Origin of the sequence: Psychroflexus aestuariivivens, from assembly GCF_004010055.1 — a bacterium.
In the GTDB taxonomy this organism is placed as follows: domain Bacteria; phylum Bacteroidota; class Bacteroidia; order Flavobacteriales; family Flavobacteriaceae; genus Psychroflexus; species Psychroflexus aestuariivivens.
Genome location: NZ_RQVT01000034.1, coordinates 143,017 through 168,536, shown reverse-complemented (window position 1 = coordinate 168,536; position 25,520 = coordinate 143,017). Strand labels below are relative to the sequence as shown.

General features: G+C 32.0%; 15 protein-coding genes and 1 pseudogene. 10 read left to right on the top strand and 6 right to left on the bottom strand.

Translation table 11 applies throughout. The annotated features are described in order from the left end of the window. Positions 1-39 precede the first annotated feature (39 nt). Positions 40-612 carry a hypothetical protein gene (locus EIG86_RS06910; RefSeq protein ID WP_127845433.1) on the top strand — a complete coding sequence of 191 codons (573 nt, stop codon included), beginning with the start codon at positions 40-42 and terminating at the stop codon, positions 610-612. A gap of 142 nt (positions 613-754) precedes the next feature. After that, positions 755-2,551, top strand: a complete 1,797-nt coding sequence (locus EIG86_RS06905; RefSeq protein ID WP_127845432.1) for an SLC13 family permease — start codon at positions 755-757, stop codon at positions 2,549-2,551. Here the strand turns inward: EIG86_RS06905 and EIG86_RS06900 are convergent. The 5 genes from EIG86_RS06900 to EIG86_RS06880 form a co-directional block, all read right to left on the bottom strand. Then, complete coding sequence (locus tag EIG86_RS06900) at positions 2,548-2,898, bottom strand: DoxX family protein (RefSeq protein WP_127845431.1); 351 nt, start codon at positions 2,896-2,898, stop codon at positions 2,548-2,550. The two genes, EIG86_RS06905 and EIG86_RS06900, sit on opposite strands and share 4 nt — an antisense overlap. Before the next feature lie 436 nt (positions 2,899-3,334). After that, positions 3,335-5,026: a hypothetical protein gene (locus tag EIG86_RS06895; RefSeq protein WP_127845430.1), complete on the bottom strand. Its 1,692-nt coding sequence runs from the start codon at positions 5,024-5,026 to the stop codon at positions 3,335-3,337. 198 nt (positions 5,027-5,224) lie between these two features. After that, a complete protein-coding gene (locus EIG86_RS06890; RefSeq protein WP_127845429.1) occupies positions 5,225-6,796 on the bottom strand; it encodes a LytTR family transcriptional regulator DNA-binding domain-containing protein in 1,572 nt (523 codons plus the stop codon). A gap of 339 nt (positions 6,797-7,135) precedes the next feature. After that, entirely contained in the window at positions 7,136-7,708 is a 573-nt protein-coding gene (locus EIG86_RS06885; RefSeq protein ID WP_127845428.1) for a hypothetical protein, read from the bottom strand. 194 nt (positions 7,709-7,902) lie between these two features. Then, complete coding sequence (locus EIG86_RS06880; RefSeq protein WP_127845427.1) at positions 7,903-11,562, bottom strand: BspA family leucine-rich repeat surface protein; 3,660 nt, start codon at positions 11,560-11,562, stop codon at positions 7,903-7,905. A gap of 347 nt (positions 11,563-11,909) precedes the next feature. On the opposite strand from EIG86_RS06880, the gene EIG86_RS06875 reads away from it, so the two are divergent. The 8 genes and pseudogenes from EIG86_RS06875 to EIG86_RS06845 all read left to right on the top strand — a co-directional run bounded on the left by EIG86_RS06875 (position 11,910) and on the right by EIG86_RS06845 (position 21,463). Beyond that, positions 11,910-13,352 (top strand): T9SS type A sorting domain-containing protein, encoded by a 1,443-nt coding sequence (locus tag EIG86_RS06875; protein WP_127845426.1) that lies wholly within the window; start codon positions 11,910-11,912, stop codon positions 13,350-13,352. Between the two features lie 190 nt (positions 13,353-13,542). Further along, a complete protein-coding gene (locus EIG86_RS06870; protein WP_127845425.1) occupies positions 13,543-14,412 on the top strand; it encodes a zinc-dependent peptidase in 870 nt (289 codons plus the stop codon). 617 nt (positions 14,413-15,029) lie between these two features. Next, on the top strand, positions 15,030-15,239 hold the full coding sequence (locus EIG86_RS06865) for a helix-turn-helix domain-containing protein (RefSeq protein ID WP_127845424.1): 210 nt from the start codon (positions 15,030-15,032) through the stop codon (positions 15,237-15,239). Further along, positions 15,236-15,571, top strand: coding sequence for a HipA N-terminal domain-containing protein (locus EIG86_RS06860; RefSeq protein WP_127845423.1), 336 nt, complete (start codon positions 15,236-15,238; stop codon positions 15,569-15,571). Before EIG86_RS06865 ends, EIG86_RS06860 begins: the two co-directional genes overlap by 4 nt. Continuing rightward, positions 15,561-16,502, top strand: a complete 942-nt coding sequence (locus EIG86_RS06855; RefSeq protein WP_127845422.1) for a HipA domain-containing protein — start codon at positions 15,561-15,563, stop codon at positions 16,500-16,502. The genes EIG86_RS06860 and EIG86_RS06855 overlap by 11 nt, the downstream gene beginning before the upstream one ends. A 282-nt stretch (positions 16,503-16,784) precedes the next feature. Next, positions 16,785-17,560 (top strand): annotated as a pseudogene (locus EIG86_RS14375) (IS982 family transposase). A 220-nt stretch (positions 17,561-17,780) separates the two neighbouring features. Next, entirely contained in the window at positions 17,781-21,236 is a 3,456-nt protein-coding gene (locus tag EIG86_RS06850; RefSeq protein WP_127845421.1) for a T9SS type A sorting domain-containing protein, read from the top strand. 14 nt (positions 21,237-21,250) lie between these two features. After that, positions 21,251-21,463 (top strand): hypothetical protein, encoded by a 213-nt coding sequence (locus EIG86_RS06845; protein WP_127845420.1) that lies wholly within the window; start codon positions 21,251-21,253, stop codon positions 21,461-21,463. A 498-nt stretch (positions 21,464-21,961) separates the two neighbouring features. On the opposite strand, the gene EIG86_RS06840 is transcribed toward EIG86_RS06845, so the two are convergent. Continuing rightward, on the bottom strand, positions 21,962-25,519 hold the full coding sequence (locus EIG86_RS06840) for an ATP-binding protein (RefSeq protein ID WP_192901714.1): 3,558 nt from the start codon (positions 25,517-25,519) through the stop codon (positions 21,962-21,964). Position 25,520 lies beyond the last annotated feature (1 nt).

Sequence of the window (25,520 nt, the reverse complement as noted above, 5' to 3'; positions counted from 1 at the left end):
TTGATAAAACTTCTTACCCCAGTTATCTTATGTTTAAGCATGATTGCTTTTGGACAAAAAGATTATGAACTTCAGATTGGAGATTCTATTTACAACATTTCCCTAAATGAAAATCATTCCATAAATTTTGGTGACCAGAAAGTCAATGTTTCTCTAAAATTGAAAGATACATTGACTTATGACGATGGCTATTTTAAATTTCAATATCCAAGTGATTACAAAATTTCAAAAGTAACTTTAGAAGAAGGTGTAGAGCAAATCATGTTAATGACAGCGGCTGGTTCTGGGTTTATGTTTCAAAAATATGATGGTATTAATCCAACAATGCTCAATGAGTTTATGATTTCTGAAATGACAAAGGAAAGCTTGAATTATGGTTTTAAAATGAATAGGGAATACTACCAACGGAAACTGAAGTCTGGACAGAAAATAATTGTGGATAAAGCAACTTTGACTTATAAAGATGAGTTGAATATTTATGAAATTGCTTCCATTGGTAAACGCGATGAAGGACTTGTTTTTGTCTCTATGATTATGAGTTATTTTGATGAAGATAATGGAGCGAAATTGATAGATTTTATCTGGGATTCCATAGAATTAAAACAATTCTAAAAAGAATAAATTGCTTACAATAGACTGAATATCAATGTTTTGTAAAATTTTGAAGACTAAATTTAATTTATTTTTAAATTATATCTTTTTAAAGTCTATAGAATTGATAGACTAATCATATATTTGGCAAAAAAATATCTGAATGACAATTGCTGCCATTATTACAATTTGTGTTATTGTTTTGGCAATTATACTTTTCGCCACAGAAGCGCTACCTATTGATTTAGTAGCGATTTCTATCATGATTATTTTGGTGCTTACTGGTGTTATTACTCCAGAAGAAGGTGTGGAGGGATTCAGTAATAAAGCAACAATTACGGTTGCTTTTATGTTTGTATTAAGTGCTGCTTTGCTGAAAACCGGAGCACTTCAGGTCTTGGCTCACAAACTCTCTCATATATTCAGATACAAATTCAATGCAGGAATTTTGATGATGATGTTGATGATTGCAGTCATTTCTGCTTTTGTAAACAACACACCTGTTGTGGCGGTTTTTATTCCTGTTGTGATACAGATTGCCCATGCTTCTGGGCAAAGCCCGTCGAAAATGCTCATTCCGCTATCTTTTGCTTCTATTTTTGGTGGAATGTGTACGCTTATCGGGACGTCTACTAATATTTTGGTTAGTGGGATTGCAGAAAAAGAAGGAGAAAGCGCGATTGGAATGTTCGAAATGACTCCTATCGCCGGAATTTTGTTAGTCGTTGGTTTGGTTTATATGTCTGTTTTGGGAATACGATTACTTCCCAAACGACGAGAAAACAATGATTTGAAATCGAAATTCAACGTAAATAGCTACATTACTGAAGTTGAATTGTTGGAAAATTCAACTTCAATTGGTAAAAAGATAATGGATTCTGAATTGGTGAACGAATTCAATATGGATGTGATTGAAGTGAAAAGAAGTGAAACTTTATTTACGATGCCACCTGGAGATTTTGAACTTCAACTTGGAGATATTCTGAAAGTGAGGTGTGATGTCGAAAAAATTAAATCACTGAAAGGCAAAACAAAAAGTCTGTCGGTTTCACCTTTAAAGATTGGCGATGATGATTTGACGGGAAGAAATTCTGCTTTAGTTGAAATGGTCATCACTTCTTCATCAGAAATTCATGGTAAAACGCTAAAAGAATTGGACTTTAGAAGACGTTACCGAGCAATCCCTCTGGCAATCAAACACCGAGAGAATATCAAACAAGAACAATTGTACGATGTAAAACTCAGCGCTGGCGATGTGGTTTTGGCTGAGGTAAAATCGCACTACGTCAAAGAATTGAATAAAATAGAATCTGGTCAAAACGCCCCCTTTGTTTTACTTTCTGAAAATCACATCACAGATTTTGACAAAACAAAATTCGGAGTTGTTATTTCTCTCATTGCGTTAATGATTGTATTTGCAAGTATCGGCTTTTTGGACATTATGGTTGGTGCAATTTCGGCAGTCATTATTTTAGTTCTGGCTAAAATTTTGAATATGAAAGAAATCTATGAAGCCATCAATTGGAAGATTATTTTCTTATTAGCCGGCGCATTAAGTCTTGGCTTAGCGATTAATAAAACTGGTTTGGATGTTATGATTGCAAAAAATTTGGTTGAATATCTGAGTCCGTATGGCGTTGTTGCAGTCATATCTGGTTTGTATTTTACCACTTCGATATTAACAGAAATTATGTCCAATAATGCTTCTGCCGCTTTGATGGCACCTATTGCCATTGCTACAGGTCATGTTTTAGGAATTGATGTCATGCCATTTCTAATCACAGTGATGATGGCTGCTTCAGCAACATTTATGACACCAATTGGTTACCAGACCAACACAATGGTTTATAGCGCAGGACAATACAAATTCAGTGACTTTATGAAAGTTGGTGTGGCTTTAAATTTATTATTTTGGTTGATCGCAAGTTTAGTTATTCCGTGGTATTATGGTTTATTTTAGATGAATTCAAAAAGTAAATACGCAACATATAAATTCAAAATTGCAAAAAAGAGAGAAGGAAAGGACTGAATGAGCTTGTCTTTAATTTTCAGCCTTACACCAAATCCGGCCAACATTAAAATACCCAAACCGATGGCTGCTAAGAAAGCAATCATTTCAAAAAAGTAATATCCAAAAATTAATCCTAAACTACCTAAAATTTGAAGTGCTCCAGTTAATTTTCTTTGAAAATTACTCAGCTGAAATCTTTTAAATTCGTCTTTCATTTTATTGCTAACCAAACAACCAAATCCATAAAACAAGAACGAAATACCAATAAATAATATAAGGATTTTCAGAATGTTCATTTTAGGCTATTTAAATTTAAAAATGAAATAGTGCTAAGTGTAATATTTCAGATTACAAAAAATATAAAGTAAAGCCTAAAAATCGATAGTTTATCTTAGCGATGACAAGAAATTTGATTTGAATTTTAGGAAATTTAATTTTCGTGAAAACTACAAAAAAAATAGGTAGAATACCTAGAAGCTAGAAAATGATTTAGGTTTGCTAAATTTAGAAAACATCAGTTTACTCTAGTATTTTCAAATTTGCTAGTAATTCTGTTCTGTGACTTTTCAAATCTAGTTTAAGCTCAATTTGCATATATACTTTATCTCTGAAGTCAATCTTTTTTACTTTTTAAAAGAAAAACCATATGGTATATGTAAAAGTTAGATAATATAAAACGCCTAGAATATAATTATTCAAAGGCGTTTTTGTTCAATATAAGAAATTGGGTAGTTACAGTTTAAGAAAAATAATAGATTCGGAATCAGAATATGCTGGTGTAGAACATTCAGGATAATTAGGGTTTGTGTATGCTGGTTCAGATGAAGTCAAAGTGCCAGAATATTCAGTATCACTTACTTTTTGTAAAGTGAAAGTATCTGATTCTATTTCGGTAAAATAAATGTAATCTTCAATAGCGTCACAATAAGAATATTCTTCACTTGAAACAGTGACTTTAATTTCTAGAAAATTATTATTTGTAACGTAATAATTTTCAACAACTTCATCAAAACTTTGCAAACCTGGAGTACTTACTGTACCATCGCTTAAGAATGTAATGGTGTCAACTTCTTCACAAAAGCCATCAGATACGAAACAAAATTTCCAAGTCGTTCCAACAAGACTGAATATTGAAACTTTAATGTCGAAACTACCACTAAAGGAGTTAAAGTCGTCTTGATAAGTGAAATCTAGTGTGGCAGTTTCAAATTCACCATTCATAGCAGATTCGTCAACTATCTTTATTTTAGCATTGATTCCGCCATCAGAAAAACTTATAGATTCTAAGTTTAGGTTGCTATTAGAAACACTAAATGTGAAATTATTGTAGTCATCTGACGTCATACTAGTTGTTTCTGTTGTTGGCATCTCACTAACTGTAATTTCTTGATAAGGTTCTATATTGAAAAATATCGACCATTCTGTGTTTAAGTAATTGATGGCAGCATTCATTTTTTGAATCACTAAAGCGTTGAAACTGCTAGTCGCACTAAAATAAGTACTGATGAAATTATTAGAATCATTAGAATCCCCAGGTAACATTGTTCTATTCTGAATTTGAATAGATATATCTCTTGCATCGTCGGAACTAAAATTAATTACAGACTCATTAGCTGAATTTCTCTCGAAATCTCCAGAGTTGAAAATCTGATCTTCAGCTTGAACAAAGGTGTTTTTAATTGTTGCTGATGAAAGTGAACTGCAATTCTCGTAAGTTTCGGCTAATAATATACCAGTACTAACAGCAAGTATAGGCGTGGCAATTTGAGTAAAAGGTAAACTTGTTGAAATGGTAGTGAAAACTCCTAAAATTCCAGTCAAATAAATCGAAGCTTCACAACTTGTAAATTGGGATGCTAAATTTGAATTAAATCTATTTGCATCGCCATTTATAGCAGCATCGATTAAATTCTTATTCGCTTCGTAGAATATGGATAGATTTTCTTTTTGCTGTTCATCTAGCGTAGGATATAGATCAATGAAACTATCTATCAATTGAATAGCTTTCTCATCAGCATTTGCTAGAAAAAGCGCTTGTCTTTCTATCAATATTTGATCAAAATAGGGTTGGATCGTTTCTTCGACATTTTGGGTAAGAACAGTTTCTTCAATAGTATAGTTAACTTTAAGATTGTCTAAACCTTCAATAGTTAAGGTAGTGCTACCAGCAATAAAATCTGGCTCAACAAAAAAGGCTAAAGTATTCTCTGTTGTTTTTCTGAGTTCAATAGTGGTATCTCCCAATATACCTTGGTAAGTTTCTGAGGTTACAGATTCTATATCAATTTCCACAATTTGAGCTGTATAAATAGTGCCGCCTTCAAGGATTTGATTGTTATCGGTTTCGGGATTAGAATCATCTTTTGAACAGGCAAAAGCCATAGCAATGATTAATACAAACAGGATGTTTTTGATTTTTTTCATAATAAATAAATTAAATTTTTTTGGTAAAGCAAAGGAAATAAAGGCTTCGCAACTTTTTTTTGTCATGAATGACCTAAAAGGTAACATGATTGACATTGTAAAAGGAACGTAAATAGCGTTTCTGAAATTTTTAAGATTAACATTTACGCTGTTCTTATATGATTTGAAAATTGTAATGCTTTAAAGTTGGTCTTACAATTAACTTTCTTTGTGCAATATATCTTTGAGCTGGTGCTTATAGGTTCTAGATAAGTTAATCCATATGCCATTATTAAGCATTACTTTCGTAGAATTGATGATTTTTATACGTTTGATATTAACAATATACGAATTATGTATTCGTATAAAAGAGGCCGAAGGTAACTGCTTTAAGACCTCGCTAAGTTTATTGCGATCTACTTCAGGCTTTTCTTTTGTTTCGAGGTAATACTCTACATAATGCCCATCAGATTTCACATACAAAATATTTTCAGTATTTATAATAGCTTTGCTCTTAAGTTGAATAATCTCATTATTTTCAGCGGACTTGTTTTTTTCTTTATTTAATTTGAAAATAGCCAATTCATCTTGAATATTTTCAACTTCTTTTTTAATGATTGCATTTTTCCTTATCATCCTAAATACAATAAAAGCTGCAATTAGTAATATGATTAGAATTACTGATTTGTATATGATAGAAAGATTTTGCAGTTGATCTATGAACTTGTTTTTTTCATTTGTTTGGTATTTAACTCCTAATTCAGCAATTTCTTTTTGAGTTAGGACTTCATTCAAACTATCTTTTAGGCTAATATATTGATCTGCATAATTTAAAGATTGTTCTAGATTATTATTTCCCTTATGTGCTTTTTGAAGATTTTTCAGAATTTGCAATTTCTGCCTATTCGTTACTGCAGTTTGAAAGGCAGAGTCAAGATAGGAGGTCGCCAAAGGATAATTTTCTGACTTAATGTAAATGTCCCCAATATTATTGTACTGAATAGCAATGTCTTTTGTAAATCCGCTTTTTCTTTTAATGTTTAGCACTTTTAATGTGTAATGAAGTCCTTTTTTATGATCGCCTTTGCGAACCATTGCCTGGGCAATACTATTATAGAGAGGTGCGCTAACAGCGACAGGCAAACTGTCTAATTGGGTTTGGTTTTCAATGGTCTTGATCAATTCTAAAGATTTTTCAATATCAAAAGCATTAAAATTTGCTACGCGGCTGCCTTGCAGTTGAATATACAAATCAGAGTCTGTTTCAAAAAATGCTAATGATTTTTTATAATAGTTTTCAGCAGATTTGTGTTGCTTATTGAGCATGTACAAGTCAGCGATATTTACATAAGTTTTGCCTAGATTAATATTTTTATGATCATTTTGATCATAATATGTCACCACCTCAAACAAATCTTCAAGTGCAACTTTAGGATTGTCAAGTTGTCTTTGGCAAACCGCCATATTTACTTTAACCTTATAAGCATCTGCCTCTTGGTTAGTCGCTATACATATATTGAAACAACGTTCAAAATAATTATAAGCTTTTTGGTAGTCTTTTTTGAAAAAGAAAATTCTACCATATTGGTTTAGTAGATCTGTATAGGTTTGATTTAATGTATCTTTTGATTTTAAAACATCATAGGCTTTTTCTGCATACACTAAAGAACTATCTATATTTTTAGCTTCAAAATTTACGGATTGTTTATAAAATTCCTTAGCCTCGTTTTGTGCATTCACTGTTTTGCTGAATAATAATAGAATGGTAAAGACTATAAGAGGAAGTTTCATAGTTTAGGTAGAATCAATTTTTTTAAAACAGTGAAGCTAATTACGCTATAATATTCGAATAAAGAATTGTATATATTTTTTATTATTGCGAAAATGGCCTTTGAGTAAGGCTAGTGCTTTGTTTTTGAATGTTTTGCAAACTGTTTTTTGTTGCAAAAACTGATAGAAAAGTGAAATTTAAAAAAACCTTTAGGTAGTCTTTTCCTTTTTCTAAAATCAATTGATTCAGTAACTAATAAATATGAGGTGTTAAATCTGCGATTTTTTGTAATAAATTCTTGTGTTCAAATATTGAAATTATTAATTTCAACAAACCTATTAATGCCTCTCAAATAAAATCTAATCGACTTTTCTTATAAATCTTCTTCTCGTTCTATTATATGCAGAATTCTCCCATTCTGAGTCAAAACCATTCCAGAACACCCTGATTTTGGTGCCATTATCTTTGTAAATTAAAAGTGTTAATTCATCGAATTTAAAATACATATTATGGTTGACGCTTGTTGAATTGATGTACTTCGACTCTTCTTTTAGATGATCTTCTATGGTTTGGAATAACTCTAAAGCTTTTTCTTTTTCGAGATTTTTGAAAGCATAAGCTTTGTAGGCGATACCATCCTCACTCCATCTGGTGCCATAAAAACCTAACACCAATCCGTTTTGATTTTTTTGCTCACAGTTATAGACTAACGAGGTTAGTTCTCCCGATGAAGCTGCTGCCAGTGGGTCTATTTCGAACTTTACCAATTCCTCACTAACACCAAGAACTTTTGTAATCACAAAATCTTTTCCTTTATACAATGCGACTTCCTTACTAAATTCCTTAGCAAAATATAATCCTGAATTATTAACGATTTGCCCAAAACTTAAACTGAATACCAAAAATAGCCCGATGGTTAAAATTTTTTTCATCTTGAATTGTGTTGATTATTTTAAAGATGCAATTTAAACTTATTTTTTTAGTTACCAGTTGGTTACAAAACATTGATAAGTAATCGAGGGTTAGCGTTTTTGTTCTACTATAGCTTTATAGGCTTAATTTACTGCTAAACGCCTGTGTTTACTTTAAATAAAGACGTTTAGCAGTCATAAAAAATCAAAAAAAATTATTCTTTAATAATTTTAAATACACTAGTTTGATTTTCAGATTTTATTTTAATCATATAAATTGAATTTGGTAATTCATTTAAGTCAACTGAAATCTTTGAATTATTATAATATTTTTTAATTACAAGTTGACCTATAAGATTGTAAATCTCTAACTGCTGTATTGTGGTATTGTTAGAAATATTTAGGGTCGAGGTTACAGGATTTGGGTAATATTTTAAATCAAGAAAATCATTGTTTTCAACCCCTAATGTAATTAATACATTCACAGCAACGGGTTCGCTTCTACATAGCCCGTTATCATTAACTGCAAAGTAAGTGGTGTCATTTTCCAAAACAAAACTTGTAGATAATGGGTTCACATTTGCTAAGGCGTCCTCTAAAGTACTATACCAAAAGACATTAGTTGGACTTATAATGATGTCGCTTATGGTGCTATTTGAAGGAAAGGTTTGCTGCGCCTCTGCCATTGGACTTTCAATTGAATTCACGGTAATGGTCATTGTAGCTATTGTTGCACACTGCCCTGAACTTGGTGTAAAAGTATAAGTGGTTGTTTGAGTGTTATCAATACCTGGCGACCAAGTTCCAGTGATTCCATTGTTAGAAGTGGTTGGTAAATCAGCAATTGTTTCACCAGCACAAATAGCAGGAACTTGCGTAAATGTAGGTGTTCCGGTTGAGTCTGGTGGATTAACTGCTATTGTCATTGTTACAGTTTCTGCACATTGCCCGTCATTTGGTGTGAAAGTATAAGTCGTTGTAGACGTGTTATCAATAGTTGGTGACCAAGTTCCTGTGATTCCATTGTTAGAAGTTGTTGGCAAGTCAGCAATTGTTTCTCCGGCGCAAATAGCTGGAACCTGATTGAATGTAGGTGTTACATTTGGAACGACATTTATTGTTAATGTAGCTGTAGTTGCACATTGCCCAGCATCAGGCGTAAAAGTGTAAGTGGTTGTTTGAGTGTTATCAATATCTGGCGACCAGGTTCCTGTGATTCCATTGTTAGAAGTAGTCGGTAAATCGGCAATTGTTTCGCCAAAACAAATATCTGGAATATCTGTAAATGTTGGTGTTCCAGTTGAGTCAGTTGGATTCACGGCAATAGTCATAGTAGTTGTAGTGGCACATTGCCCAGCGTCAGGCGTAAAAGTGTAAGTCGTTGTGTTTGTGTTATCAATTTCTGGCGACCAAGTTCCAATGATTCCATTGTTAGAAGTTGTTGGCAAATCAGCAATTGTTTCCCCTGCACAAATAGCAGGAACTTGATCGAAAGTTGGCGTTACATTTGGATCAACAGTTATTGTTATTGTGGCTATAGTTGCACATTGCCCCGAATTTGGTGTAAAAGCATAAGTCGTTGTGGTCGTATTATCAATAGTTGGCGACCATATTCCGATGATTCCATTGTTAGAAGTTGTTGGTAAATCTGAAACTGTTTCTCCTGAGCAAATACTTGGAACTTGATCGAAGGTTGGCGTTACATTTGGATCAACAATTATTGTCATCGTCGCTGTTGTTGCACATTGTCCTGAATTTGGTGTAAAAGTATAAGTCGTTGTGTTTGTGTTATCAATTTCTGGCGACCAAGTTCCTGTAATTCCATTGTTAGAAGTTGTTGGTAAATCAGGAATTGTTTCCCCTGTACAAAATTCAGGAAATTGATTGAATGTTGGCGTTACATTTGAATCAACATTTATTGTTACCGTAGTTGTTGTTGCACATTGCCCGTCATTTGGTGTAAAAGTATAAGTCGTTGTGTTCGTGTTATCAATATCAGGCGTCCAAGTTCCTGTAATTCCGCTGTCTGAAGTTGTTGGTAAATCAGGAATTGTTTCGCCTTCACAAATATCAGAAACTTGACTAAATGTAGGTGTTACATTTGGATCAACAATTATCGTCATTGTAGCCGTATCTGCACATTGCCCAGCATCTGGCATAAAAGTATAAGTCGTTGTTGAAGTGTTGTCAATATCTGGAGACCAGGTTCCTGTAATTCCATTGTTTGAAGTCGTTGGTAAATCGGCAATTGTTTCTCCAGTACAAATATCTGGCACTTGAGTAAAGCTTGGTATATTCAGTGCGTCAACTGGATTAATTGTAATGGTTAAGGTTGTAGCAATTGCACATTCGCCATCGTTTGGTGTAAAAGTGTAAGTGGTTGTTTGGTTAGAATTTAGCTCTGGTGACCACGTACCACTTATTCCACCGATAGAAATTGTAGGCAATGGTGGAATCGTTTCTCCTTCACAGAAAATACTATTTATATCGAACTCTGGGATTGTACTAACGACATCGTGACCAGAAAATCCCCAGCCTTTATTTAAAACAAGATTATTGAGGGCGCTTATGGCATCTGCTTTATATTCTAAAAAAGTTGCGCCTAAAATTTTGTTATCTGGAGTGTTTGGATTGTCGCTCCAACCAATTAAAGTAAGCGAATAATTGTTACAGTCCAAGCCGGATTCATCTAACATACCATTGAGTTGGACATTATCATTTAAAGACCAGCTTCCTAAGTTTTTGTTGAAGTTGTAAGCTTTGGCAAACATATCTGTCATATCTGTAACATTTGCAGTATCCCAATTTTCGATAGAAGAACTTTCGCCATTGTTAAATTCATAAGTTTCTGGTAGGTCTGTTGCAAAAAAGGTGGTTTCACGTTTAAACATTTCAGACATATCAGTCACATTAGAAGTGTCCCAATTTCCGATATTTTGATCAAACACAACAGCAAACTTAAACATCCTTGACATATTTGAAACACTTGACGTATTCCAAGTGCCAATATCTTGGTTAAATAAGACAGCACCTCTAAACATTCCCTCCATGGTGGTTACATTTGATGTATCCCAATTTCCGATATTTTTGTTGAATTCTGATAGAAAACTAGAGTTGATATCTCCAAAAAACATTTCTGACATATCAGTAACATTACTCGTATTCCAATTCCCAATATTTCTATTGAAGCTACTTGTATTTTTAAACATTTTACTCATGTCAGTAACATTTGCGGTATTCCAACTTCCAATATTTTGATTGAAAAATCGGGCTTCTTCAAACATACTTGACATATCTGTAACATTGGATGTATCCCACTGGCTTAAGGCTTGATTGAAATAGAAACAGCCTTGAAACATTCCCGATAAATCAGTCACATTAGAAATGTCCCAAAAATTAATATTAAAAGCAGAATTGAAATTGAAATTGTTTAAAAACATGTTTTTTAAGCTTGTACAATTCGATAAATCTGGTAAATCTGTTGCATTTACATCTAGATTAGCATCGATAAATGCATCTTCCATGGTTTCCCACTGCACAGCTCCCCATTGGTTAACTTCAGACAAGCTAAAAAGGCTAAAGAATGGTATATTAATATACTTAAAACTTTTAAAATTTTCTGGTGCAATTGAAAGTGTAATGCTTGTTCCCGAAGGCAAGCCATTAATTGTAACATCAGGACCTTCAAAAGTACCCGACCCTGAAGCAGATGATGATGTGGACTGCCATGTGTAATTAACAACTCCAGAAGTAGTTGCTTCAAAATCTAAAGAATTGGAACTATCACCAATATTCCAGGTCGTTATGAAATCTTGTGCATTAGCATATAAAGTAAATAAAAGCATTAATGCGATTGTAAGTAGAGATTTTTTCATAATATATCAATTAAATAATTCGTTATAAACCATTAAATACAAATGGGTTATATATTAAAAATGCTATTGAGAATCTAAAAAGTTTTTAGCCTAATTTAGGATGGCTGGTTGTAGCTAAAACACAAATTCAACAATAAGTATATAAAGTTAACAAAAAAAAATCAAATTACATGTTAAATACTTTAATTTCAATCAGCTGTAAGTGAGTTTGATTATAAGCTTTTGATTCATAGAAAAAACAAAAAATTTATTGAACACGTTCAAAAAATGCCAATTGTAAAAAAATAGTTAAATTTGGAATTGATGATTCATAATTATTTGAATCTAACTCACAAAATATTTTCAAAATGAAAAAAAACATTATTTTCTTATTTGTAATCTTTTTGTTATCTACCTATTTTTCGATAGCTCAGGAATATGTAAATGAACCTCTTCTTGGCACGCAAGAAGTTGCAGTTGTTCCATTTGATTATCTTCAGGATGGTAACGAACAAAGTTTGGCAGATCTTGATTCAGGTTTTTTTTCCAGTTCAAATTCTGTAAAAAACTTTATAGAAGAAATTTCTTACGGTAAAGCCTCACTGAATGGTACGCTCTATCCTTACAGGACTGATCAGCCACCGCTTTTCGGAACGGGATACACAAACTGTTATCCATTAGACCAAGATATTATTAATCAACCAGATGTGGATTATAGCATTATAGATGGGATTATTCTTTTAGTTCATTCAAATACATCTGGATGTGGAGCAGGAGTGAGTTCTTTCAATAAACTGCCATTTAGCACTGTAGATGGCGATTTTGAATTCAGAAGAAGTGGGTTTAGAACTGATTTTTATTTTCCTTATGATTTTTCTAGAATTACCAGTAGTACAGTTGCTCATGAAATAATACATAGTTTTGGTGTGCCGTACCATTCTAATGCTTACATAAAAAATAACGGAGAATGGACGCTGCAAGGTTATGGAAATCTTTTTGATATTATGGGGCTTCGCTCGCAGGCTTCTCATCCTTGCAGTTTAACAAAGCAGCAAAAAGGATGGCTTACAGATAATGAAATTGAAAATGTATCGATTACAGGAACCTACAGATTACATGCATTGGAAAAAACATTACCCAATCAAACTCAAGCTTTAATAATTGATTTACCAAATGAGTTAGATATTCAACCTAATGACGCCACTATTTTCAATAAATTATATTTAGAATACAGAGGTTTAACAGGTTTTGATGACCGAACCAACAGAAATGTCCCTTTGTCTGATGGCTCTGTTCATACTGTCCAAAATCCGCATGGACTTTTAATTGTTGGAGCCGATTGTGAAACAAATAACGATTACTGCGTACCAGTCTTAATAGATACACATCCAGAACCTTTAGGAGATGTTGGAGCCAATTACGATCCTCACGAAGCGAGTGATGCTCAATTGAACTTAGGAGAAATCTATCAAGTAGAAAACAACAATATATCTATAGAAGTAGTCAATGTAGAAGAAGGCGAATATATTGATGTTCTAATTGATTTTACTCCACTTTCTATAGAAGAACATTCAGCATTAAGTGCGTTGAGTATTTATCCTAATCCTGCATCTAACTACATCTATATAGATGCTACTAAAGAATTTTCTTTTACGGTTAAATTATATGATATATTTGGTCAACATATTTCTTCTCATCATAATACAAACTCAATAAATACAAGTGAACTCAGCGACGGAATATATTTCCTTGAAATTGAAGATTCCAAATCAAACCAAAAAAAGGTAGAAAAAATTATTGTTAAAAAGTAAGATTAAGCAATTTTGATATTAAGCATTTAATTTAAAAAAAAGCATCCCACAAACCTGTAATTACGCAAGAGCTAGAGCGAAATCTAGAATCTTTTGCTTGTTTATTGGGATGTTACTAATAAATGCTTTTGCAATTTTCAATAAATATAGGTTATATTGAAAAAAATTAAAAACCTGCATTTTATTCTTAATGAAATACTTCTATATTTTAAACGACACAATAACTAACTCTTTTTTTATGCTAGTGCTAACTGCACTTTTATCCTTGATTGTTTTAGTCATTGTTTTTTATCAATTATTCGCCTTTTCTGAGTTCTTATGGGTAAAATTTATTTCACCAAAACCCTTTTACAGACATCTGTATTTTAGGAAACAGAAACTTCCCAGAGATCAGGCTTATATACTTAACACGCAATTTAGCTTTTATCAAAATCTTAAACCGAAGCAAAAGTTATATTTCGAACACCGTGTATCTAAGTTCATTAAGCAGCATAATTTTAAAGGTAGGTCAGGCTTTTATATCAATGATCAACAAATAGTCTTAATCGCTTCGACTGCAATTATGCTAACTTTTGGCTATAGGAACTACATGATAAAATCTTTAGAGCGTTTTATAATTTACCCAGATGTTTTTAAATCTAAAACTAATAAGGCATATCACAAAGGTGAATTTAATCCTGCTTACAAGGCTGTTGTTTTTTCTTGGAAGGATTTTTTAGAAGGTTACAATATTGACAATGATAATTTCAATCTTGGTATTCATGAAATTGTTCATGCAATACATTTTGATTTTTTAAAACCAGATAATGATTCTATAAGTGCAATAATATTTGAACATCATTACAAAAAAATAAAAAAATTAATTCAAACCAATACAACTTATAGACAAAACCTTGTCGCATCAAAATACCTTAGAAATTACGCATTTACAAACAATTTTGAGTTTATTGCTGTATTGATAGAATCTTTTTTTGAAACCCCACAAGAACTCAAAAATCAGTTTCCAGAGGTTTACTCCCATGTTAAGAAAATGCTGAATTTTGATTTTAATGGTTACTGATTTATTTAGCAATTTCTTCAACAACTGAAATGTACTTGCCAATTCGAGTGAATTATAAGCTTGCTATGAGTAAAATTTATACCGAGAATAGAAAGAAGATTCGAATTACAAAGTTCTTGATATAGCTAAAATTCAACTGTAAATTACTTTCCAATACAGGAATATAGTTTTCAGCTATAGCAGGGCTTTGAGGTATCGAGGTACAAAAAGGTACAGATTTTCGAGGTACAAAAAAAGTGTTGATTTAGAAATTAACATTTCAGGCTTTATAGGGCTTCCCAGAGTGTAACTTTCCTACATAGGAATTTGCAGGGATCAAAACGACAATCATATTTTTCAAAATAATTAATTAAGTGTTTGATTGATAGTGATTTAATAAATTAATTCAATTCATATTATTTGTTAAGCTTCGATATTAACATTTTTTGGAGGTACAAAATTGTTGAAAAATGAAAAATACAAACAAAATTCAGGTATTTTTCAAAAGCAAATCAAAACATCAATTTTTTCATTTTAAACTATATGTAAATACATATATTCTAATCTATTTTAACCTAATTATATCTAATAACATATAATTTAGTATATTTGACTTATTTTATATTTTAAAGCATATAATGAAACAATTGGCTGAGTTTGTTAAACAACGTAGAAAAGAAGTAAATCTTACACAAGAAGAATTTGCAGAACGCACAGGAGTGGCATTAACCGTTGTTCGTAAAATTGAGCAAGGAAAAACCAACCTAAACATGGATAAAGTAAATCTTGTACTGAACATGTTTGGGCATGAATTAGCGCCTGTAAGCTTAAAAGAATTAAAAGAATGAGGCAAGGACAAGTATTTTATAAAAATCGCTTAGCTGGTCTAATAACAGAAACAGACGAAGGTGAATATGTGTTTCAGTATGATGATGCTTACATTGAACATCATAAAAATGATTTTATCACTTTTACCATGCCTGTAAAACATAAGCCGTTTACCGATAAACGACTATTTCCTTTTTTTGAAGGTTTAATTCCTGAAGGTTGGTTATTGGATATTGCTTCTAAAAATTGGAAAATCAACAAAAACGACCGTATGGGATTGTTGTTGGCATGTTGCCGAAATTGTATTGGCGCAGTTCACGTAGAACCTTTAAATAATTACAATGAAAGCTAAATGTTTGTATTGCTACAAGCCTGTACAAAGTGGAAATGATTACCATGAAAAATGCTCTAATGAATTTTTTGGCACACCCAATCCACCAAAAATTGAATATGGACTGGAACAAATGAATGAGCTGGCAAAAAATATAGTAGAACGAAGTGTTGCAGTACCAGGTGTTCAACCTAAACTTTCCATGTCATTAATTCAGGAAACAAAAGAAAATATAAATACACGCTTAACAGTTGTTGGCGCTTTGGGCGGAAACTATATTTTTAAACCGCCATCCGATGAATTTCAAGAAATGCCCGAAAATGAGCATGTTACTATGCGTTTAGCAGAAGCATTTGGTATTCGGGTTGTGCCATCTTCTTTAATTCGCTTAAAGTCAGGTGAATTATCTTACATCACCAAACGAATTGATCGAACCACTACTGGTGAAAAAATACACATGTTAGACATGTTTCAAATTACAGAAGCATTCGATAAATACAGGAGTTCGATGGAAAGAGTAGGGAAGGCTATTGATGAATACGCCAGCAATACCTTACTAGATAAATCCTATTTCTTCGATTTAGCGCTCTTTTCTTTTGTTTCAGGGAATAACGATATGCATCTCAAAAACTTTTCAATGATAGAAAGCCCGATGGGTTGGGCTTTAGCCCCAGCTTACGATCTGCTAAACGTAGCTATTGTTTTTCCAGAAGACACAGAAGAATTAGCCTTAACTTTATCAGGCAAGAAAAAAAAGTTGAAACGAGAACATTTTGAACAATTAGGAGACAAACTAGCCTTGACACCAAAGCAAATACAAACCGCTTTTAAGCGAATGACCAAAAACAAGTCCAAAGCTGAAGAATGGATACATCAATCTTTCTTATCTGAGGAAATGAAAACGGCATATTTGGAGTTGATGAGTAAGCGACTTGCTCAATTGAATCTTTGATAACACCTATTTTTTAGCCCAAGTAGGAGTGGAGCTGCTACTTTTAACCTCTAAATCTGCTCAAATACCTTCTAAATTATTGATTGCAATGGTTTTTATGTTTAATATATTCTATTGATTCTTGGTGTATTTTCTGTTTCAAAATTTTCATTTGTTTCTAAAATAGACGTTTACTTCCCATTTATTAATTAAATATAACCCGTTGTGCATTTTGATTTAAAATAAAGAAAGTTGCTCATATCGTTGATAATCAGTAAATTTTTTAGCTACAAAACTTTAAACATTAACAACATAAATGTAATTTACGAAAGAATTTTTGAAGTATTACAAAAGATATCTAAACAACAATATTAATTTACCAGCGGCGACGTACAAAGCTGAGTGACATGGAGCTAATAAGTTTATCTTTAACCGATGAATATAGTTATAAATACTGAATAACTTACTTAGAAGACTTCCTTGAACTTTACTTCTAAAATTAAACGCAGTGTGTATAATCGAAGAAGATACAAGTTAGCAGATCATGTTGATAAAACAGGCTAAAGCTAGCTTCTTATTTTAAAGAATTTCAAGATTACTATATCATTGATAATATGTCTTTGGAAATATGTAAGCTCTCCCGAAACTCTCTTTCTAAAATATGCAAAGAACAAACCTATGCATATCCTGATAAAAATATTGTGCGTCTCATAGTTCAATATACTATGCTTATAAGCTTCATGCAATTCGTTCTGTAAATAGTGTATTCCAAAGTCTAGATTTGATCCCAGCATAAACTATTTAAAAGATATTTAAGCATAAATTAGAGACTGTACATTAATAGTAGATAAGGGATATTTGTGCACAGAAATACAGCTAAATCTATTTGAGAATTATAATATTAGATTAAACATTCCTATGAGAATTAATCAGAAAAACCATAAAAACAGCCTTAGATTTTAAAAAAAGGATAGTGATATTATACTTTCAGTTATGTGATCACGTGTAATTATGCTAAATCTTTTGCTAGATTTAAAACTAAAATATTATCTAAAATTACTTCACTTACAATAGTTTAATGTAAAAAAAAGTTTTTGATTAAAATATCAACCGCATTGAAATAATCTTCTGTAAATAATGTACTAGGCCTACTTAAAAATTAATTCCAGCTTCATTGTGTTTCTAATTTTAAGAGTTAAATTCTAAAATTTAGAAACATAAAAAATATAAAACATTAACTATCAACGTTTTAAAATCGGGCATTTAAATTGAAGTTGCGCAAATAAAATTATTCGCACTATGATTTCATCAATTTATCACAAACTAGGCATCAACCCCGCAATATTACTGATAATTCTACTTTCAGTAGAGCATGTTCAAGCGCAATATTCAAGTGTAAGTACAGTAGCTGCAGAAACAAATGTTAGTAATTCAGCAAATGCTGTGGATAGCGGTATTTTACCACCCGTTGACACTAGAGGAGATTTGACAACTTTTGCTACTTTGAATGCAACTAATGCTAATACTTCTTCTTCAATAAATCTAAAGTTTATTACAGATGTACCTGCATTTAGTACAACTTTTGTACGCATAAGCAACGGACCTACTTCTGCAAACCCAGGCTTATTAGATGTACTAGTCGCAGGATCTCTTGGTGCATCAGGCGAAATTATAACTCCTGTTGTGAATTTAAACCAAAGCATTTCTGTAACTGTTCTAGATGCTGTCGTTAGCGTTTTTTCTGGAAGTTCTTCAAATAATTTTGAAGGTGTAAATGCTACCAATGATATTAAAATTGTTCAAGATAATTTAGGTGATTTTTATATAGCGATATATAGTAGTCAAAGTTTTTCTAACCTTATTGTTTCCAATAACGGACCAGCGACAATCGATTTGAGCGAAAATTATAATTTTAATGTTCACGGTGCTTTTTACAGAGATAATTCTAATAATTGTAATACACCAAAATATACATCATGGGATGGAACGGGCTTAGCAAGTGTGAGTCTTTTAAATAGCCCTGCTAAAGATATCAGTAATTTTATCGATGGTGATTTTACCACTTTTTCAACTCTAAATACTGGTTTAATAGGTGTCGCTGCTACAGTCACACAAACAGTTTATCTGGAAGGTTTGTCGAATGCTTTAGATACTTATCATATTACACTCAAAGTACCGACAGGAGTTTTATCTATAGGTATAGCACAAAATATAACAATCGCAGCTTATGAAGGTAATGATCTTGTAGATAGTAAAACTCTATTTGAGTTGCTTGATATCAATATTTTAAATTTAGAAAATAATGAAAAGGTTAGTGTCTCTTATAATCCTGGTGGTGCCGTAGACAATATCAAAGTTAGCATTTCTTCATTAGTAGGAGTAAGTTTATTATCAGAATTACAACTTTATGAAATATCAAAAAATACGACGCTAGTTAGCACGGATTATGCCACGAATATAGCCTCAAACACAGCAACACTGAATGCGAGTCTAAACCATGATTCGTGCTTTGATTCGAAAGGTTTTGAATATAGTACCACCCCTAATTTTCTTGCAGGTACAGTAACTACGATAAATTCTGGTACAAGTTTTACGAGCACTTATTCTGAAAACATTTTAGGTTTAACACCTTCTACAACTTATTATTATCGCGCCAAAGCAAACTCGACCATAAATGGTAGTAGTATTGTTTTGTATGGTAATACCTATAGCTTTTTTACTGGAAGTATCACTTGGGATGGTAATGTTTGGAGTAATGTAACCGGACCAGATGCAACAGATTCTAGTAACGGTATTGCAACATTAAACGGTAATTACAACACAGACTTAAATGGAAGTCTAGCTGTTCATGACTTAACCATTAACGCTTCAAACATATTAACAGTTACTGGAAATAAACCATTAACTATTAGTGGAAGTCTCATAGGTCCCGCTGAAAGTGTTGACGCAAGTTCAGGTGAAATGATTTTCACAGGACAAGATAACATTGTCTTAGACGGCGATATTTTGATAGATCAGGATGGGGTTTCAGATAACAGTAATGGTCACCAAATTGATAAATTACAAGTAAGCACTTCTCCTGGTGCTGAATTACAGATACTTAATGAAGTTGAATTGATAACCAGTTTAGATTTAGGAACAGACGGAGTTTTAGCATTACAAGATAATGCAGAGCTCATATTTAACAGTGATGCTAGTGGTACCGCTATTTTAGCTCAAATTAATGGCACTTGTGTTGACACTAGAATCACGTATGGCTCTGATGCGGGCGTAACGGTTGAACGCTATATTCCTGCGGGCTCTACCGAAGGTGGTACTATTGCTGTAAGAGCTTACCGAATGCTAACATCGGCTGTAGATGCAGGAACAATTAATACCAATTGGCAAGAAGGTGATGTAGATAATCAATACAATACAGGCTCTAATTCTTTAGGGAATATAGAAGATTTTGGAACCCACATTACAGGCGGTAGTAATAGCCTAGGCTTCGACTATAATGCTACTGGTAATTCGAGTATATATAGTTATAACAATCAAACTCAAATCTGGAGTGCACTTAATAACACCAATGCAACAAACTTAAACGCGGGTGATCCTTATTATATCAATATTAGAGGTGATCGCACAGTTAATATGAGTACTAATGATCCTTCACCAATAAGTACGACTATAAGAACTAAAGGGACTTTAAAACTCTGTGATATTGATATAACGTCAGCTTCATTAGCTAGTGGCGATGATGAATTTAGCTTTTTCGGAAACCCTTATCAGGCCCCTGTTGACATGAACAAGGTATTAACAAACACAGGCACTAGTGAAATTAATCCGAATTATATTTGGGTTTGGGATCCAAACTTAGCGACTAAAGGTGCTTATGTTGTCGTAAATGTTGCTGATGATTCTAAAAGTAATCCGAGTAGTAATGCTAATCGATTTTTGCAAGCTGGTCAAGCCATATTTGTAGCAAATTCTTCGTCTGTTTCGGGTACACCCAACTTGAGTTTTGAAGAAAAAGACAAAAATATTGAAGAAGATAATATAAGCGTATTTTCTGTACCCTTTAATATCAATTCATATAATTTAAATATACAATTGAAAAATGGCTCAAACGTATTAGATGCCATATCAATAGATTTCAATAATTCCAATGATAATCTTGTGAATGATTTTGATGCCCGCAAGCTTGGAAATGCAGATGAAAATTTAGCCGTCATAAACGGGAACAATTTCCTATGTATCGAAAAAAGAGAACTACCTCTTGACCAGGAAGAAATAAGCTTGTATCTAGGCTCTCATAGATATAATAATTATCAATTTCACATTGATTGGGAAGTGATTCCCCAAACACAAGCTTTCTTAGTAGATGAATACCTCCAGACTTCAACTTTATTACAAAATGGTAGCAATACCATCAATTTTAGTGTTGATGATTTGATTCAGGAAAGCCTTGCTTCTAACAGATTCAAGCTAGTGTTTACTAATGATAATTTGAGTAGCAGTAATGAGAAAGATTTAATATTTAGTATGTATCCTAACCCTGTATATGATGGAAAATTAAATATTTCACAAGCTAACTTTTTAGGTGAAATCGAAGTCAGTATATATGATAGCATTGGTCAATTAATTCATTGTAAAACCTATGACACTGCAAGTGGAAATGCTACCATTAATTTGAATGAATTTGTATCAGGCATATATTTCGTAAAAGCGAAAACCGAAAAGGCCTTTTCATTAAAAAAAATAATTAAATATTAAACAAATAAAATATTATGAAAGTACATATTAAATACTTTGTATTCAGTTTTTGCTTATTAGGATTAATGTTTTCAACCTATGCGCAATTCCCAGCTAATATGCCTGGTACTCCTGAGCAAGACACAATAGACAATCCAGCTGCTCCAATAGATCAATTTATTATTTACATGATAATAGTAGGTAGCCTCTTTGCTTATCGAAAATTAAATAGTAAGGTCAAGGATTAAACGAATACCTTAGGCCTGGTGTTAAATTTCTTTTTAGTGTTTATAATCAACCTTTTTTTATTAAAATCAAGATGATGCTGTCTTATAGAGGGTAATAATTATTTAAGGCTAGAATGAGTTAATATTACTTTAAGTTTTTTTGCTAAATTTTAGTATAAAGAGATTTTAAAAGTACCACATTCAGATGATTGGAGATTTATAATATTTTTGAGTTAAATGTTATCAGCCACTTGAAAAAAGTCGGATATAAGTCACTAACAAAGTATTATCTGTCGGACTAAGTTAATGCCATTTAGGTCGACTAATTTAAAAAATTGATTTATAAAGGGTTAGAGACGTTATGTTTTACCCAACGAAACTAAAAGAAGTCGTTGATTATTTAGATGGTAAACTTGCTATACAATTGGTTAATATGCATAAACATTTTTAGCTGGTATCAGCATATTTTTTTGAATTACTGTCTTTTAATATAATTTTTATCGATGTTAGAAATTAACCTTAAATGTGTTCAATATCGCTTCTAACTTTGACTTCTAATAGCTCAAGGCTTCTCAGTATGGAACAAACTTCAGTATCACAACTTTCAAATAAATCGCAAGACTCAATTTTATTTATAAGCTCATAAATTTGGGCTAATCCAAGATCCAAGATACTTGTTTTAATTTTATGTAAAATACTTTTGACAAGGATTATATTCTTCTCTTTTATGGCTTTCTTTAAATTTGAGTTTGCCTCGTCAATCAATAAAAGAAAAGTTTCTAGTAGTTTCTTAATGAACTCAAGATCTCCTTGGGCAATTTTTTCTAATTTCTTAAAATCATAATTTATATTTAGGTTATTTTTATTCGCATCTTTCATACTTTGCTTGGTGTAAAAAAGATTAAGTTCTTTACAGCATTTAAAGATTAGATCTTCTTCTGAGCAGGGTTTTGTAATTATATTATTAATACCTATGCTTATATAAAAGTCTAAATCAGATTTGAATACATTAGCAGTAACAGCTATAATAGGAATTTTTAATTTTAATTTTTCTCTGATGATATTGGTACATTCAATGCCATCCATTACAGGCATTTGGATGTCCATTAAAATTAAATCGCAGTCTTTCCCTTCTTTTTTAATGAATTCCAAAGCATCCTCTCCATTTCTCTGTACAAACACTTTGGCTTTTTTTCTTTCAAGTTGTTTTTTAAAAATCAGGGCATTCATATCATTATCTTCAACAACTAAGATCTTTTGATTTTTAAGAATCGAAGGTCTATCGATCTTATGATTATCAGGGAGCTTTGATATAGACTTGGTGATAGTTATATCAAAACTAATTGTTGTGCCCTTATTTTTTTCTGAAGTGACTTTAATCTCTCCGCCCATTAATTCTATAAGCTTTTTTGATATTGGCATTCCAAGCCCAGTACCGCCAAATGTCTTATTCTCTATTGAAAATTCATTGAACATTCTCTTTAGAAAGTGTTTTTCCATGCCGACACCATCATCCTCAATTTGAAAACGGACATTATAGTGCTCATGGTTTTCATTAATGAGCTTTACCATTAGGGATACATAACCATTCTGAGTAAATTTCAATGCATTACTCAAAAAGTTGATCAGAATTTGCGAAATTTTTGTCGCATCAAATATGACGTTATCTTCAAGGTCTTCATCAAAGCTGAACTTATAAATATTATTTTTTTCTTTTGCCTGAAATTTTAATATTTGAAATGAATTGTGACATACCTCTTTAAGATCGATGACCTCTTTTTCAAAATGTAACTCACCTGCATTAATTTTTGCAAGATCCAAAACGTTGTTTACTAAGCTAAGCAGATAGTCAGAAGCTGATTTGGTCTGCTTTAAAAGATCATTTTGAATCAGAATGTCCTGTTCGTAGTTTATTAATTCATTGACGGTCCCGTTGATTACATTTAATGGAGTTCGCATTTCATGGCTCATATTAGCAAGAAACCTCTCTTTTTCTTTTGATTCTTTTTCAGCATTTTCTTTAGCCTTTTTAAGTTCTATTTCTATGTTCTTTTGGTAAGTGTTATCCAGGAACGCTGCTATCAGTCCTGTCTTTTTACCATCACTATCATATTTAGCTCCAGCACTCGTTAGAATATTTTTAACTTCTTTGTGTTTGGTTAAAGCTTCAATTTCAAAATTGATATTTTGATTAGGTTTCAGTTCATTAAATAACCTTCGAACTTCAGGTTCCTTTTCTTTTTCTAACAAAAATTCAAAAGAATTTTTGTTCTTAATCTCGCTTAAATGATATCCGAATAGCTTTGAGTGTGTTTCATTTATGTATTCAACATTAAATTCATTATCTACTTCTATAAGTCCAACTTCGACATTATCCAGCAAGGTCTTGTATTTGTTTTCTTGACGAACCAATTTTTCCTGATCTTCCTTCCTTAAATTGATATTGACTAATATTTGTGCAAAAAGGGCTAGCAGACTCCTCTCTTTTTTACTATAATTCCTTTTTGTTTTTACACTGTCAAAACCTATGAAGCCAATTAAATTGTCTTCATAGACCATCGGTAAAGTAATCAAGCTTTTTATTCCCTGAGATTTTAAGATAGTCTTCAAACTAAACTCTCCTCCTTCAGGAAGTAATTCTACATCTTCAACCAGAAATGGTAATCCTTTCTCATGTTGTTCTATCCAATCTGGAATATCAGCAGTAGGTATGAGTTGAAGATTATCTATTTCAGGTGAGATGCCTTCAGAACACCACTCAAAAGTGTTGGAGCATGTTTTTAATTCCTTGTCATATTCAAAGATATAAGATCGGTCGGCATCTACAAATGAACCTATTTCTTCTAATGATTTATTAATGTTCAATTCAATTTTATCCAGGTTGATATTAATATAAGTGTTTGCAATTTTTATCAATAGGTCCTGTATCTGTATTTCTTTTTTGACTTGACTTTCTACATACTTTTTTTCAGTTATATCTCGGCAGTTTAACGAAATTATTTTGCTTTTATGAAAATAAGTTTTATTGGCTTTTATTTCTAAATGAATCGGTTTTTCTGAAAGCGTATTTTCTATATAAGCTTCTGTAGAGACAGTAGTATCTATGTCGATGGATTCTAAAAAGGATTCTAGATCTCTTTGATCGATCAGTGTAAATTTTAATTCAAAAATGGATTTGCCTTCATAGTTATCACAACTCAGTTCTAACCATTCAAGTGCTACTTGATTACAATAAGTTAAATGGTTATTTTCCTCTAAGATGATAATAGCATCGGAGGTCTCATTGATCATCTTTTTAAAAAACCATAATTTATTCTCTTCTTCTTTGCTTTTTGTGATATCGATCGCTGTAGAAATTATGACAGAACTTGAATCATCAGAATTTTTGAGTAGTATTCTGCTATTTAAACTATTTTTATTTGTTTTAGTTGCAAATTCTTCATTTAAGAAATAATCCTTATTAAGATTATGCTTACCATTCAAACTAGATTGTGAAACCTCATTGATGATTGATTTATCCCCAAATGAAACAGAGTTTGATAATAAGCTAGTACCTTTTAAGTTTTCAACTTTTATTTCGACAGGTATGTTGTCAATTATCGTTCTTAGAAGCATTTTCTCATCCTCAAGCTCCTTCTCAATTCTTTGATTTTCATCAAGTCGTTTAGAATTCGATAAAGCCATTCCATAAAATTGAAATATCAAATTTAAATTTTGTTGAATATCCAACGAAAACTTTTCAGACTTTACAAATACAGCAAATCCATAACCTAAAAGCTTGTAGACATAATAATATTCATCATTATAGATAATGCAATCGTCAGGATAGGTTTCAAAATGCTTTTTTGTGGAGTCTTTTTTAAAATAATGAGATATATGATTTACCTCACTAGTTTGCGAAAGACTTTTAGGATTTACTGTTTTGGTGATGATCTTTTTGTTAGTCGTTAATATATATGCAGCTTCACAGTTTAATTTTTCAATATAAAAGCGAAGTGTTTTGTCCAGCAGCTCGTTTTCTGATAAATTGCAATTAATAGCTAATATTAGCTCAAGTAGAATTTCTTTATCATACATC